This window comes from Pseudoalteromonas sp. ESRF-bin5, assembly GCF_002632075.1.
In the GTDB taxonomy this organism is placed as follows: domain Bacteria; phylum Pseudomonadota; class Gammaproteobacteria; order Enterobacterales; family Alteromonadaceae; genus Pseudoalteromonas; species Pseudoalteromonas marina.
Genome location: NZ_NTLW01000016.1, coordinates 1 through 13,011, shown reverse-complemented (window position 1 = coordinate 13,011; position 13,011 = coordinate 1). Strand labels below are relative to the sequence as shown.

Genomic DNA, 13,011 nt, shown 5'->3' with positions numbered 1-13,011 from the left:
AGCGACATAAACAAACCCACTCCATGTGGCAACATAGGTGATGTCAGCTACCCAAAGTTGATTTGGCTGCTCAGCAGTAAATTGACGATTAACTAAATCAAGTGGCTTATCTTGTTGCTCGTCAGGTATCGTTGTCTTATGTGCTTTACCCCGACGAACACCTTGAATTCCCATAACTCGCATCAATCGTTCGACTGTACAGCGGGCGACTTGATGGTCGTCAAGCTGTAGCTGCTTCCATATTTTTCTTGCACCATAAACTGACATATTATCCTCCCACACTTCGCGAATGAGTATCAGCAGCTCAGCATCACGCTTTTTGCGGTTAGACAGTCGCTCAGGCTCTCTTTGTATCTGTTTATGAGAATAATACGTTGATGGTGCAATCGGCAATTCCTTGCAAATTGACTCGACACCGTAATGCTCTCGGCAAGCATCAATAAAATCCACTATTACTTCTGTTTGCGGTCGAGCTCCGCTTGGGCGAAAAAAGCGGCAGCTTGCCTCAGGATATCATTCGTTCGCTTGAGCTCTTTATTCTCGCGCTCTAAGGCGGCAAGTCGTTCTTCAGTTGATTGAGTGTTAGAAGATGGTTTAGACGGTTGAGCTTGAGACTTCTTGACCCATGCTCTAAGTGTTTCTGGTGTACATCCCAGTTTATCTGAAATCGATACTAGCGCAGCCCAAAGAGAGGGGTATTCATGCTGTTGTGTGGTAACAAGCCTAATTGCACGTTCACGAAATTCTGATGTATAGCGATTTGATTTTTTCATAGTTCCAGTTTCTCAAGTTATTGAGTCTCTGGCAAACACGGGGCGATTCAGATAACCACCGCAATTTTAATTACCGCCGCAAGCATAGGGTTTTCATTTTCTGCGCAAGCCAACCATCATGGCATGAAGAAAGATGTGATTGATGTTGCGGTTGAAAATGGCTCGTTCACAACACTTGTTGCAGCCGTAAAAGCAGCCGGTTTAGTTGATACTCTAAAAGGCAAAGGACCATTCACTATTTTTGCACCAACTGATGCCGCTTTCTCAAAGTTACCTGACGGTACCGTTGAGATGCTGTTAAAGCCAGAAAACAAAGAGAAGTTAACAGCAGTGCTAACCTACCATGTTGTCGCTGGAAAAATAATGGCAAAAGAGGTGGCTAAGTTAGATAGTGCCAAAACACTCCAGGGGCAGTCGGTAATGATTAAAACAAACATGGGTGTGATGGTAAACGACGCTAACGTGATGATGCCAGATGTTAAAGCAAGTAATGGCGTAATCCATGTAATTGACACTGTTCTTCTTCCAAAAGAATAAGCAGCAAAATTTATGTACAAAAAAAGAAGCATAAACGTAAGCTTATGCTTCTTTTTAACAAATACTTAGACCTTATTACTGATTAAGCTTTTCTTTCGCTTCTTTTACTTTTTCAAAGTCTAAACCTAACTCATCGGTAGCCTCTTTGATTAAGTGAGGTTGTGTCATAACAACAGCCATTAATTGCTGAAGCTTTTCAGGCGGTATGCCAAGCTCCTGTACAAGCGCCATAGCCATCATTGGGTTTTGTGTAAACGCCTCGAATAACGCTTTTACTTTTTCATCACTTACATTATGTTCTTTTAAAATTGCAATTATTGGATTCATTTTTAACCTTGGTTTTATAATAACGTGTGTATGACTGAATTATATGGGCATAACGTGTAAAATAAAGCGTTATTCTACAAGCAATACGACTTTACCCGCGTTTTCGTTGCGCTCTAATATTGCATGTGCCTCTTGAGCCTGTGTCCATGGCAACGTTTTGTACACATTAAAGTCATAGTTTTTAGATGCTATGTCGTTGTAAAAGCGTTCTACTAAGTCATCTCTTAGTTGGCGTTTAAAATCAATACTGCGGTTACGAAGGGTTGACGCATGAAACGAAATCCTTTTACGTAAAAGGGCTGCAAAATCAACCTCAGCAAAACGCCCATCTAAAAAGGCAAGCATAATTATTTGGCAATCCATGGCAGCAACTTGGGCATTTTTGTTTAAATAACTGCCTGCAACGGGATCAACAATTACATTAGCGGTTAAATTACGGCTTTGCATGTAATCTACAAAGTCTGTGTTTTTGTAGTTAATTGTATGATCTGCTCCCAGCGACTTTGCGTGCTGGCATTTTTCATCAGAACCTGCGGTTATAACAACAGTTGCCCCTGCACTTTTTGCCATTTGAATAGCGGCACCACCTACGCCACTGGCCCCTGCATGTATCAATGCCGTTTGCCCATGTTGTAGTTTGCCAAGCTCAAATAATGCACCAAAAGCAGTTAAATACACCTCGCTTATGGCTGCACCTTCAACCATAGTTACATCATCGGGTAGTTCAATTAATTGTTTAGCATCTACGGCAACATATTCGCTATAAGCGCCACCTGCACACAGTGTAAAAATGCGTTTATCGAGCCAGCTTTTATCAACTTCGTTACCCAGCTCTACCACAGTGCCTGCACACTCTAAACCTAAAATTGGGCTGTCACCTTTTGGGGCTGGGTACTTACCTTGGCGTTGCATACAATCAGCACGATTCACGCCAATTGCAGCCACTTTAACAAGCACTTCATGATTTTTTAGATGCGGTTTACGGGTATTACTAAAGGCAAGGTTTCCGCTTTCATGGGAAATATATTTCATTACCACTCCTTTGCTTTAACTAAAGTTGTACTTTAAACATGGGGGTAATTATTTCTATTTAAACCGCCAGCTTTGCTTGTACGGGTAAACATCAGGTAAAAAACCATTTTGTATTTGCTGCTGGCACTGTTGCCAATAGGTTGTTGTAAATAAGTCACTGTGGTGGGTGTTAAAACACTCAAGTGCATGAGCATTTGCGCTAAAAAAAACCTTAAATTGGCTGGGAAATATATCGTTTTCATCAATATCAAAATAAGAATGACTACTTAACTCCTCTAATGCATTTTGTGTTTGAGGTACATCTCTAAAATTACACTGAGTTAGTGGGCAAATCTCATCAAAGTCGTAAAACACAACTCGCCCCCAGCGAGTAACGCCAAAGTTTTTCATTAGCATGTCACCTGGAAATATATTCGCCCCAGCTAAATCTTTAATTGCTTTTCCATAATCAAGCATCACATGGTCCAATGCGTGTTTATCGCAGTGGTTAATATATAAATTAAGAGGTGTCATTTTTCGTTCAACATACACATGTTTTAAAATAAGTGCCTTGCCCGATATAACTAAACTGCTATCAATGTGTGTTTTCATCTGCGTTAATAGTTCTTCACTAAAGCGGCTCAAATCAAACGCTAAATACCTAAACTCGTGTGTATCTACCAATCGCCCTACTCGGTCGGCTTGCTTTACAAAGTTATATTTTTCTTTTACTTGTGCTTTAGTTGCGGTTTTTGGTGCACTAAATTTATCTTTTATTACTTTATATACGTAATCTGAGCCTTCAATAGTAAATACCAGCATTACCATGCCAGGTGTACCTGGTGCGTTTATATATTTAAAACTTGCGGGGCTATTTTTAGTGGTATCAACCTTGTAACGGTAAAACTCGGTTTTAGCGTGTTTAATAAAGCCAATAGCGTTAAATAATTCAAAACGCTTTTTATGCGGCATAAGTACACTAAGGTAATCAACATAACGCGCGGGTTGGTCTGTATCTACCATAAAATATGTACGGGCAAAGCCAAATAACAAGCTTAATTGATCGGCGCCCATCATAACCGCATCTATTCTTAAGCCTTTTTCGGTGTTTAAAATAGAAATAGCAAACGGCATGTTATCGCCATTTTTAGCGATACAACGGCCAATCAAATAACAGGCTTTATTTCTAAAAAATAACGAGTTTGCGTATTCAATAAACCCGTCGTTTAAATTTATCAGTTCATAGACCTGCTTACATTGATGCTTAGCACCTTGCATTAGGGTTTGCTGTAAACGCTTTAAATCGGCATTTAATTGGCAAAACGGAACTCTAAACATTTGCGTAGTAATAAGCTGTGAAATTGCGGTTTCAAACCCATTTTGAAGCGATATTCTACTTACTAAACTTTCAAATGAGCGTGGTTCACTTCGGTATTTGGCTTTTAATACAAATAAATGCACTGTACGAATTTTTTTATCGTCCCAAATAGCACCAAATGTTGAATTAAAGAAAGTATGCGCAATGGGTTTATTCTCATGGTGCTCAACCATATCCCCATAAATATTTTTAGCTAGTTGCCATGTGTGTGGGCAGTCTAGTTCTTGATAAGCAATTATTTTAACCGCTTCACTCACATTTTTTACTTGACGCTCATAAACTTGTAACCGATCGCGCATTGCACGTTGTACATCATGATATTGGCGCTGCTCAAACCGGCTTTGTGCACCAAGTGTTATATTTAAAAACTCAGCAAACATCGCATCAAACCCTGCAAATACTGAACGTGCAAGCTTAGTTGCGATCACCTTTTGAAGAGCATTATTTGAATCATCGATTAACGTATTTGGCATGTTAACAACACTTATATTTTTATTCGTTATGGCGGTTATTTTTTATTAATTGTTTACACCTTAGCAAGCAGGCTTTAATTTAGATAATTAATACAGCAAATAAATAAGATTGATCTAATGAATATACGTAACGTCGATCTCAACCTTCTCGTCTATTTAAACGTGCTTATAGACGAAAAAAGTGTGTCTAAAGCCGCCAATAAATTAGCGCTAACACAACCGGCAATGAGTAATGCATTAAAGCGATTACGCGACTTATTTGAAGATCCGCTTCTTGTTCGCGCTGCAGGGTCAATGACCCCAACAGCTAAAGCACTCCTGCTTAAACCCGAAATAGAATCATTATTAAAAATGGCTGAAGCAATTACTCAACCTAGTGAGCAATTCAACCCCGCTACGGCTGAAATAACCTTTAGAATAATGGCAAACGACTACTTAGAGTCAACGTTAATTGCGCCATTTATAACAGCGCAATTAAATAAAAATCCGGGTATTAATTTTGACGTTTTAAGCCCAAGCGATGTTAACCTACAAGACATGGAAAAAGGCACCATAGACCTTGCTATTAATCGTTTTAACGGATTACCGCGATCGTTTCACCAAGCCACAGTATGGCGCGATAACTACTGCTGTTTAACACACCCCAAAAATACTTTTTTACAAAACGCCACACTCGATGATTACCTCAAAAAAGAACATATTTGGGTGAACCGGGCTGGTTGGGGCCCTGAAGCCGCAGTAACTAATAAGTCAGGTAAACAAAAATTAGGCTGGGTAGATGAAGCACTCTGGCAGTTAGAGCAAACACGTAAAATTAGGGTATTTACCCGCCACTACATGATTGCCAGTTTACTTTGCCAATCAGAGCAACTGGTGGCAACATTACCACGAAGGCAAGCTAAGCTATTAACAACACATACTAACTTAGTAATAAGTCCCCCCCCGTTTCAAATAGTGCCTATTGAGGTAAAAATGATATGGAGCCCACTGCTTCACCATGCGCCAGCGCATCAATGGTTACGCCGCGAAATGCTTGAGTTCGCTAAAACAGTAGCAGATAGGTAAATTTTAAAATATCTGTAACGTGCCTCGGATAATACTGAAAAAATCTAAAAGCACACATTCAATTTGCTAGTAAATACATACTAAAAATGACGGGCTTGGTGAGAGGTAAGAAAAACACAACGTTTAAAAACTAATTTTTCAATAAATAGAACATCGAGACACTCACTTTAATAAAGTGAGTGTCTCGATGTTTTGCTTTGGAGTCGTATAAGTCTTAGCAAGGGGAGTAACCTTACTCATTAACAATTAGCAAAGCCGATACCATGTTTTTTATTTTAAATTAATTCAATAACTTAACAAATAACCCTATACTCCTTCTTCTGAAATTTGTACCACTTTTGTGCATTTATTTATTTTTTGCACCAAATTAAATAAAAAAGAAGCCGATAAATTTAGCGTAAATTAAATGAATAAAACTTAATATTGATTTAATCAATGTCAGTTATTGAAAACAACAATTTCATTAATAATACAGTTAGCGCTAGAGTGAAGTTAAGCCAACAAACTAAGAGTAATTATTATGACAACAGCTTCTTTCACACGCCAAGACGGGTTATTCATCGACGCTAACTTACATCAGTTCATTGAAGAGCAGTTATGTTCTAAAGCAACATTACAAACAACAGATGTTTACCAAACACTGGCAACATTAGTTGATGAGTTTGGGTGTACTTGTCGTAAAACTAAGCACCAACCAAACGATGTACTTGAAGTACAAACTCTATTGAACGCTTACCAACTGCAAAACCATCCGCACTGTCATGTGGATGCGCAAACAACTGAAGCGGTACTTGATGAATATTGCTGCCAGGTTCCTGCAATCATTGTTGTTGCTTTAATGGATACGCTTAGTGGTACACAATGCGATGAACCAAATGCACACGACATCTACCATCGTGCCGCACAGTTAACTAATCGCCCATGCGTACATACAGTTAAAACTGCCTCAGCAGCTTAATAATGAATGTGTTTAAAAGTGCTCGATAACTTTATCTGCAAAGTCTGTGCAGCTTAAGGTTGTCGAGTTATGAGTTTTTGAAGTATCAATGCCTTGCTGGGTTAAATCAAAAGTAACATACCCACTTGCTAATGTGTTTTCTAGAGCATTTTCAATAGTTAATGCAGCCTCATCCCATTTCATAAATTTAAGCATGAGTACTGCGCTCAAAATACTGCTGCTTGGATTCGCTTTGTTTTGCCCTGCAATTCGCTCAAATGTACCATGAGTAGGTTCAAAAAAAGCCACATCATTATTCAAGTTTGCAGCAGGCATAATACCCACACCGCCCACTTGAGCGCTGAGCATATCGGCTAAAAAGTCCCCATTTTGATTCGTAGTTGCCACTACATCAAACTGCTCAGGGTTCATTAAACATTGTTGCAGCATGTTATCGGCAATGACTTCTTTAATTATTAAAGGCGACTGCCCAGCACGCTCAATTTTCAGCCAGCGGCCATTTTCGTGTTCAATAGCATTAAATTCCTTTTTGGCGAGTGCAAAGCCCCAACGTTTAAATGCGCCATCTGTAAACTTAAGCACATTGCCTTTATGAACAAAAGTGACAGAATCTCGATTGTTATTAAGGGCAAAATTAAGAGCGAAACGTGTTAATCGCTCAGAGCCTTCTTTGGATATATTTTTTATACCTATGCCGCAATCTTGTGAAAACCGAAGACGTGTTACCCCCATTTCTTCACATAAAAAGTCGAGCATTTTTTCACTTTCAATGCTGCCTGCTTGCCACTCAATGCCCGAATATACATCTTCGCTGCTATCACGAAGAACCGTAATGTTGGTTAAAAAAGGATTTTTTAAAGGAGAAGGCAAAGCACTAAACCCTCTGATAGTGCGCATATTTACAAATAAATCCATTTCTTGGCGTAAAGCAACATTTAAAGAGCGGAACCCTCCGCCCAAAGGCGTAGTTAATGGCCCTTTTATTGCTATTTTACAGGCTCTTACTGCTTGTATTGTTTCTTGTGGAAACCAATCACCGTCGTAAAGCTTGGCTGCTTGCTGACCATTAAACACTTGCATCCAATGTATTTTTCGCTTGTTTTTGTAACAGTGTTTAATAGCGCAATCTACAATATTTCTCATAACGGGCATAACATCTTGCCCAACTCCATCGCCATTAATATAGGCAATAACAGGCTCTGAAGGAATAACCCACTGCCCTTGCTCATCTACCGTTATATATTGCCCTTGTTCTGGCATTTTTATATGTTGGTATTGCATCATTAAAGCCTATAAATCAATGTATATGGTCGATTAAACCATGTTAATTAAGGCGTGTCTTTAATTGCCTTTTTATAGTTGGTATCAGTTTAAAAAATAACAAATACGATGTGCTTATGTAGTTAAAAGGATGGTCTTATAGCGTGTACGGTTCGTATTAATTTTTAAATATAGAGGGGTTTTAATGAAATTATTGTGGACGTTGCTATTTTTATGCTCTTTAAACATCTACGCTCTTGAGGTTGACATACACAAGCTAGACTCGCTGTCTAAAAATGGCCAGCAAGTTGTTTCTACCTGGATTGATCAGAGTGTAAAAAAAACTGAAAATACGCTTGGGCCTTTAAAGCAAACTACCTTGCCTATTTATTTAAAGCCGCAATATTTTGCATTTGAGCCTGTACCATGGGCAACGGTAAAGCGGAGCAATCCCGATGGGATTGAACTTCATATTGATAGATACGCAAGTTTAAATGCATTTACTAAAGACTGGACCCTATATCACGAGCTATCGCATTTATATTTGCCGCTTTTCCCCTACTCTGCTTTTTGGTTAAGTGAAGGGTTTGCTAGTTATATGCAAAACGTAATTATGCGAGACAGCGGTGTAATAACCCAAGCGCAATTTGTTCAACGATTAGATGCTGGGTTTAATAGAGGCAGACTACAAAGCAAAACCAAGTCGCAGCCCTTAAGTGAGCTTTCTGCAGATATGTGGAATCAAGGTGCACAGCAACGTGTGTATTGGACAGGCGCTGCATTTTTTGTTGAAGCCGATTTAGCACTTCACCAGCAAGGTCAAACCCTTGCTGAAATAATAAAAGCCTATCAACTATGCTGTAGAACAGCACGTTCAAGTGCTAAAACGTTTATCAAAGACCTAGATAAACTCTCACGTAGTAGTATTTTTACTTCTTTATATGCAGAGTATAAAAACCGCACTGACTTTCCAAACGTGACTAAAAAATTAATAAACACACTTTGAGCTGTATTGATTTTAAAATTAGGCGTCTATCACCAAGATGCTAAAAATCATTTGAAGTTAAATAGTTACAAAAGTATTGATAAGCCTGTTCATTATAATTTAAAGAACGCTTATTCATAAATCCATGACAATAATCTGTTGGTTTGCAAATTACGTTTTGTTTTTTATTAAGCTCATTAATAACAGCAGTAACATCAAAGTGCACCTCATCGTAAGGAAAAATAAACTCACAGGGTACACTTGCGTCTAAATCTAAGTAGTTTCGTATTTGTGATGGATAAAAACCAACCACTTTTTTAAGATGTGGATTGCTTGTTAATAACTGGGCTCGCCATGCGGCACTAGCCCCTGCACTAAAGGCAATGCAAATTGTTGGCTCTGTGAGTCTATCAAATTGTTTATGCAGCATTGCCGTATACACGTTGTGGCCACATGCTTTTATAAAATTTTTATAGTTAAGTTCTTCACTTTCAATAGCTTGCTCTTTCCCACTGTAAGGTTCAACAAGGGTGAACTGAGTGTTTAATGTTTTACAAAAGTCATGTAAAGCCGGTGTTTTTCCGTAAATATCACTTACTATTATGTAATGCATACGATTCCCTTTTGGTGTAATTCAAAGTATTTAACCCAGTTGATAAAGTCTACACTACAAAAACTATACAAATAACTTGCGAGCATAATTTATTTAGGTTACATTCCCTCTCTGGTTTTAAGAAACCACTGCGGTTAACCTATTTACCCTGATCCAGTAAGCCCCGCACAACGTATATTTGAAAGCTAAGTTATTGTACGGCGAGTACCCCTTAAATAATACCGAGATGAATTTTACAATCATCGTAAAAGTGTCATAAAGATCGTCAACACTGTAATGAAGCTAAACACAACATCGTTAATTTATTGACTGCAATCTGCTATAAAAAATAGCGCAGAATAAATTACAAGAATAAAGTGAGTTTTATTATGTCTTATAAATATAACGGATCTATGATCCAAATAGCACATCCTGTGCAATCAATTTCAGTTAATAAACATCGTGTTATCTTTAGTGATACACAAGGTTTAAAAAACGCATTGTTTCAAAAAGCTAGCGATGCGCGTCAATTTGTTAAGTGGCTAAAAGTTAGCTAAGCAAAGCTATATCGCAATCCCATGCGCGATAACACGTAATATTATGCCAGCCTTGTTGCTGGCATTTTACTTTTTAATACTTAAGTGTTAAAACAATAATCCAATTACATTCGTTGGTTACTGCAATGTTACGTGTACTTTTCACTCTTTTATTTTGTTGCTCTCTAACTTCAGTTTGTCATGCTCAAACAATTAACTGGTTAATCAACGACTTTGCACCTTACTATATATTAAATGGTAAGTATCAGGGCCAAGGCCGCGACGAAACAATCATAAAATTACTCGAAGACCAACTACCTCATATCAAATTCAATCGTGTTGTGGTGCCTGCAAGTAAGCTAATTCAAACCCTTTCTGATAAAACGAATGACGCGTGCGTACTTTCTCTTTATAAAAACGAAAACAGAAAGCAACAAATGGTATTTACACAAGAGAGCTCTACTGTTGGTTTATCTCCCTCTGTTGCACTACATAAAAAGCTAGCAAATGCGCTATCGCTTAAAAACGACGCTGAGGTGTCTTTGTATGATTTACTACAAGAGAAAAAGCTAACATTAGGCGTGTCTTTGAGTCGCTCTTATGGGGAAGCTATCGATAGTATAATTAATTCAACGCCCGATGTTGACATTGTTATTCGCCCTACCCGAGATAGCTTAGCAAGTCTTACCTATATGCTTAACTTAAAACGCATTGATATTTTACTTGGCTACCCAAGTGAACATTTTTATTTAGCTAAATCTATGAACTTTCAAGATAACTTAACCCAAAGACCATTAACTGAAGCACCTGCGTTAAGCTATGGTTTTATAGGTTGCACTAAAACCGAGCAAGGGATTAAAAATATTGCTTTGCTAAACAAACACCTTAAAGTAATCAAACAAACTGATGCATACATAAATGCCTTATCAAAGTGGTTGCCCGAGCATTTAAAGCCATTGCTAAAAACAAGAATGAACTAAGAAAAAAACGCCACGTAATGTGGCGCTTTCAAAGTTAGTTGTATAATTACAACCCTGCTTATTTACGAATACCTTCAATAAATAACCCAATATCAACATGCGTCGACGCAGGTCCTAAATTATAGTTAATGCCATAGTCACTTAATTTAAGGCTTGTTTCGCCTTCAAATCCAACGCGGTAACCACCCCACGGGTCTTGACCCTCACCTATTTTATCTATTTCAAAGGTAATACTTTTTGTTACACCATGTAATGTAAAGTCACCAGTTACTTTGCCTGAATCATCGTTGTTAAATGTAATGTTAGTACTTTTAAATGTAGCCGTTGGGTATTTATCAACATTTAAAAAATCTTTACCACGTAAGTGCTTATCTCGCTCTGCATGGTTAGAGTCAAGACTGGTTGTATCTATATTTACCATTATTTGTGAAGCATTAGGTTTTTCTGCATCATAATTGAATTCACCGTCAAACGTATTAAAACGTCCATGTAGCCAGCTGTAACCCAAATGTTTTATTTTAAAGTTCACAAAAGCATGTGCCCCTTTTGTATCAATAACATATTCAGCAGCATTTACAGCCGATGCTGATAAAACGAGAGCCGCCGATACAGCTGTATTTAGTAATAGTTTGTTCATATTAATCTTCCTTCAATGGGGTAATCATTCTTGTTAAAGTTTTATCTTTATCTATAAAATGGTGCTTTAGTGCACCCAATGCATGTAAAACAACAAAACCAATTAATATACATGCACCGTAGTAATGAACTTTTCCTGCTATATCAGCTTGATCATCAAAAACAAAGTCGAGAGCAGACACATTAAACAGGGTAAAAACTTCAATGGGCCTTCCATCTGCAGTTGAGATCAAATAACCAGCTACCACAATCACAGCTAATAAAATGTACATAGCTATGTGGGCAGTATGTGCTAATTGATTGACTTTAGTATTTGTACCTAGCGGTTTTGGCTGTTTAGAAAAAACACGCCATAAAATTCTAAAAATCAAAATAGCTGCAAGCGTAATTCCAATGCTTTTATGTAAATCAAGAGAACCTTTGTACCAACTGTCATAGTAGGTAAGTTCAACCATGTATAAACCCAAACCAAATAAGCCAATAACGGTAAACGCCATCAACCAATGCAATATAATGGCAACTAACCCATATGAGAGTGGGGTGTTTTTAAACATAATTAATATCCTGTGTTTTGATAACAACAAGATATAGAAAAGAAGTGCGCAGTAAAATAGCATGTGCAAACAGCTTGTGTGCGTATATGCACATAAATGGTTTACATAGGGGAATTTAGTGGTTAAAGAGAGTGTTTCAGTTTTACTCGAAGCGGCTATTCAGTGAGGCTTACGTATATTAAGCTCTCTTCATTAACTTGCAGGCAAGTGATAAGCCCTTCCTTGATAAGCTCAAGTATAGCTATAAAGCTTACGACAACCCCGCTGCGACCTTCTGATGCTTTAAAAAGTTCGTTAAAAACAATTGCACTCTTTGCTTTGGAAAGCTGTTGTAATATTTGGCTCATGCGTTCGCGGGTTGATAACACCTCTGCTGTTATTTGATGATGCTCAAAGGTTTTAGCTCTCGCCATAACGTCACTTAAGGCAAGCATTAAATCTTTGAGTTCTAATTCGGGTAGGTTTTTGCTTGTATCGTCGTTAATGGGCATTACCGCATGAGCAACGAAAATATCACGGCCAACACGAGGAATATCATCCAAATTTTCAGCTGCTTTTTTAAACTGCTCGTATTCTTGTAGGCGTTTAATTAGTTCAGCACGAGGGTCTTCCTCTTCTTCGAGCTCTTCGTGAACAGGAAGAAGCAGCCGTGATTTTATTTGCGCTAACAATGCCGCCATGACTAAATACTCACCAGCAAGCTCTAATTGAAATTCGCTCATCATTTCAACATAGCTAACATATTGTTCTGTAATACTAAATATTGAAAGTTCAAGTACGTCAAGCTTATGTTTTTTTATTAAATAAAGAAGTAAATCAAGCGGCCCCTCAAAGGTTTCTAAAATAACTTCAAGTGCGTCGGGTGGAATATATAAGTCTTCAGGTTTATCAACAACGGCCTTTCCATGCAAAAAAGCCAGTGGCAGATTTTGCTGCACTGGCTCAT

The 13,011-nt window shown here is 38.1% G+C and carries 15 protein-coding genes and 1 other annotated feature; of the genes, 5 read left to right on the top strand and 10 right to left on the bottom strand.

What is annotated here, in order from left to right:
- Nucleotides 1-450, bottom strand: a 450-nt coding sequence (locus BCG07_RS00240; protein ID WP_286887942.1) for an IS3 family transposase, incomplete at its 3' end; no start/stop codon positions are given.
- Nucleotides 379-495 (bottom strand) — a sequence feature (AL1L pseudoknot). Its footprint overlaps the gene before it by 72 nt.
- Entirely contained in the window at nucleotides 453-773 is a 321-nt protein-coding gene (locus BCG07_RS00235) for a transposase (RefSeq protein ID WP_036934229.1), read from the bottom strand. (Overlaps the previous feature by 43 nt.)
- 123 nt (nucleotides 774-896) lie before the next feature.
- On the opposite strand from BCG07_RS00235, the gene BCG07_RS00230 reads away from it, so the two are divergent.
- A complete protein-coding gene (locus BCG07_RS00230; protein WP_502694036.1) occupies nucleotides 897-1,310 on the top strand; it encodes a fasciclin domain-containing protein in 414 nt (137 codons plus the stop codon).
- 75 nt (nucleotides 1,311-1,385) lie between these two features.
- On the opposite strand, the gene BCG07_RS00225 is transcribed toward BCG07_RS00230, so the two are convergent.
- The 3 genes from BCG07_RS00225 to aceK all read right to left on the bottom strand — a co-directional run bounded on the left by BCG07_RS00225 (nucleotide 1,386) and on the right by aceK (nucleotide 4,499).
- Nucleotides 1,386-1,637 carry a DUF2999 family protein gene (locus BCG07_RS00225; protein WP_008131476.1) on the bottom strand — a complete coding sequence of 84 codons (252 nt, stop codon included), beginning with the start codon at nucleotides 1,635-1,637 and terminating at the stop codon, nucleotides 1,386-1,388.
- A gap of 69 nt (nucleotides 1,638-1,706) precedes the next feature.
- Nucleotides 1,707-2,669, bottom strand: a complete 963-nt coding sequence (locus BCG07_RS00220) for a zinc-binding dehydrogenase (protein WP_286887940.1) — start codon at nucleotides 2,667-2,669, stop codon at nucleotides 1,707-1,709.
- 54 nt (nucleotides 2,670-2,723) lie between these two features.
- Nucleotides 2,724-4,499 (bottom strand): bifunctional isocitrate dehydrogenase kinase/phosphatase, encoded by a 1,776-nt coding sequence (gene aceK / locus BCG07_RS00215; protein ID WP_286887938.1) that lies wholly within the window; start codon nucleotides 4,497-4,499, stop codon nucleotides 2,724-2,726.
- Between the two features lie 117 nt (nucleotides 4,500-4,616).
- On the opposite strand from aceK, the gene BCG07_RS00210 reads away from it, so the two are divergent.
- Complete coding sequence (locus BCG07_RS00210; RefSeq protein ID WP_008131472.1) at nucleotides 4,617-5,564, top strand: LysR family transcriptional regulator; 948 nt, start codon at nucleotides 4,617-4,619, stop codon at nucleotides 5,562-5,564.
- Nucleotides 5,565-6,084: 520 nt separating this feature from the next.
- Complete coding sequence (locus BCG07_RS00205; RefSeq protein ID WP_006792199.1) at nucleotides 6,085-6,522, top strand: hypothetical protein; 438 nt, start codon at nucleotides 6,085-6,087, stop codon at nucleotides 6,520-6,522.
- Nucleotides 6,523-6,534: 12 nt separating this feature from the next.
- On the opposite strand, the gene icd is transcribed toward BCG07_RS00205, so the two are convergent.
- Nucleotides 6,535-7,803 (bottom strand): NADP-dependent isocitrate dehydrogenase, encoded by a 1,269-nt coding sequence (icd, locus tag BCG07_RS00200; RefSeq protein WP_286887944.1) that lies wholly within the window; start codon nucleotides 7,801-7,803, stop codon nucleotides 6,535-6,537.
- Between the two features lie 184 nt (nucleotides 7,804-7,987).
- On the opposite strand from icd, the gene BCG07_RS00195 reads away from it, so the two are divergent.
- On the top strand, nucleotides 7,988-8,788 hold the full coding sequence (locus BCG07_RS00195; protein WP_286887933.1) for a M61 family metallopeptidase: 801 nt from the start codon (nucleotides 7,988-7,990) through the stop codon (nucleotides 8,786-8,788).
- Nucleotides 8,789-8,828: 40 nt separating this feature from the next.
- Here the strand turns inward: BCG07_RS00195 and BCG07_RS00190 are convergent, their stop codons facing one another.
- A complete protein-coding gene (locus BCG07_RS00190) occupies nucleotides 8,829-9,380 on the bottom strand; it encodes a dienelactone hydrolase family protein (protein WP_006792202.1) in 552 nt (183 codons plus the stop codon).
- Nucleotides 9,381-10,041: 661 nt separating this feature from the next.
- On the opposite strand from BCG07_RS00190, the gene BCG07_RS00185 reads away from it, so the two are divergent.
- Nucleotides 10,042-10,875: a transporter substrate-binding domain-containing protein gene (locus BCG07_RS00185; RefSeq protein WP_286887931.1), complete on the top strand. Its 834-nt coding sequence runs from the start codon at nucleotides 10,042-10,044 to the stop codon at nucleotides 10,873-10,875.
- A 58-nt stretch (nucleotides 10,876-10,933) separates the two neighbouring features.
- Here BCG07_RS00185 and BCG07_RS00180 read toward each other — a convergent pair whose 3' ends face one another.
- The 3 genes from BCG07_RS00180 to BCG07_RS00170 all read right to left on the bottom strand — a co-directional run.
- Nucleotides 10,934-11,512, bottom strand: a complete 579-nt coding sequence (locus tag BCG07_RS00180) for a YceI family protein (RefSeq protein ID WP_006792205.1) — start codon at nucleotides 11,510-11,512, stop codon at nucleotides 10,934-10,936.
- 1 nt (nucleotide 11,513) lies between these two features.
- Nucleotides 11,514-12,065, bottom strand: a complete 552-nt coding sequence (locus BCG07_RS00175; RefSeq protein WP_006792206.1) for a cytochrome b — start codon at nucleotides 12,063-12,065, stop codon at nucleotides 11,514-11,516.
- A gap of 155 nt (nucleotides 12,066-12,220) precedes the next feature.
- Nucleotides 12,221-13,011 (bottom strand): segregation and condensation protein A (locus BCG07_RS00170; RefSeq protein ID WP_286887927.1); only part of this gene is annotated, 791 nt, incomplete at its 5' end.

Excerpts from the sequence above, each read along its gene's own strand:
- BCG07_RS00235 (WP_036934229.1), bottom strand. The coding sequence starts at position 773 with ATGAAAAAATCAAATCGCTATACATCAGAATTTCGTGAACGTGCAATT.
- BCG07_RS00230 (WP_502694036.1), top strand. The coding sequence starts at position 897 with ATGAAGAAAGATGTGATTGATGTTGCGGTTGAAAATGGCTCGTTCACA.
- BCG07_RS00225 (WP_008131476.1), bottom strand. The coding sequence starts at position 1,637 with ATGAATCCAATAATTGCAATTTTAAAAGAACATAATGTAAGTGATGAA.
- BCG07_RS00220 (WP_286887940.1), bottom strand. The coding sequence starts at position 2,669 with ATGAAATATATTTCCCATGAAAGCGGAAACCTTGCCTTTAGTAATACC.
- aceK (WP_286887938.1), bottom strand. The coding sequence starts at position 4,499 with ATGCCAAATACGTTAATCGATGATTCAAATAATGCTCTTCAAAAGGTG.
- BCG07_RS00210 (WP_008131472.1), top strand. The coding sequence starts at position 4,617 with ATGAATATACGTAACGTCGATCTCAACCTTCTCGTCTATTTAAACGTG.
- BCG07_RS00205 (WP_006792199.1), top strand. The coding sequence starts at position 6,085 with ATGACAACAGCTTCTTTCACACGCCAAGACGGGTTATTCATCGACGCT.
- icd (WP_286887944.1), bottom strand. The coding sequence starts at position 7,803 with ATGCAATACCAACATATAAAAATGCCAGAACAAGGGCAATATATAACG.
- BCG07_RS00195 (WP_286887933.1), top strand. The coding sequence starts at position 7,988 with ATGAAATTATTGTGGACGTTGCTATTTTTATGCTCTTTAAACATCTAC.
- BCG07_RS00190 (WP_006792202.1), bottom strand. The coding sequence starts at position 9,380 with ATGCATTACATAATAGTAAGTGATATTTACGGAAAAACACCGGCTTTA.
- BCG07_RS00185 (WP_286887931.1), top strand. The coding sequence starts at position 10,042 with ATGTTACGTGTACTTTTCACTCTTTTATTTTGTTGCTCTCTAACTTCA.
- BCG07_RS00180 (WP_006792205.1), bottom strand. The coding sequence starts at position 11,512 with ATGAACAAACTATTACTAAATACAGCTGTATCGGCGGCTCTCGTTTTA.
- BCG07_RS00175 (WP_006792206.1), bottom strand. The coding sequence starts at position 12,065 with ATGTTTAAAAACACCCCACTCTCATATGGGTTAGTTGCCATTATATTG.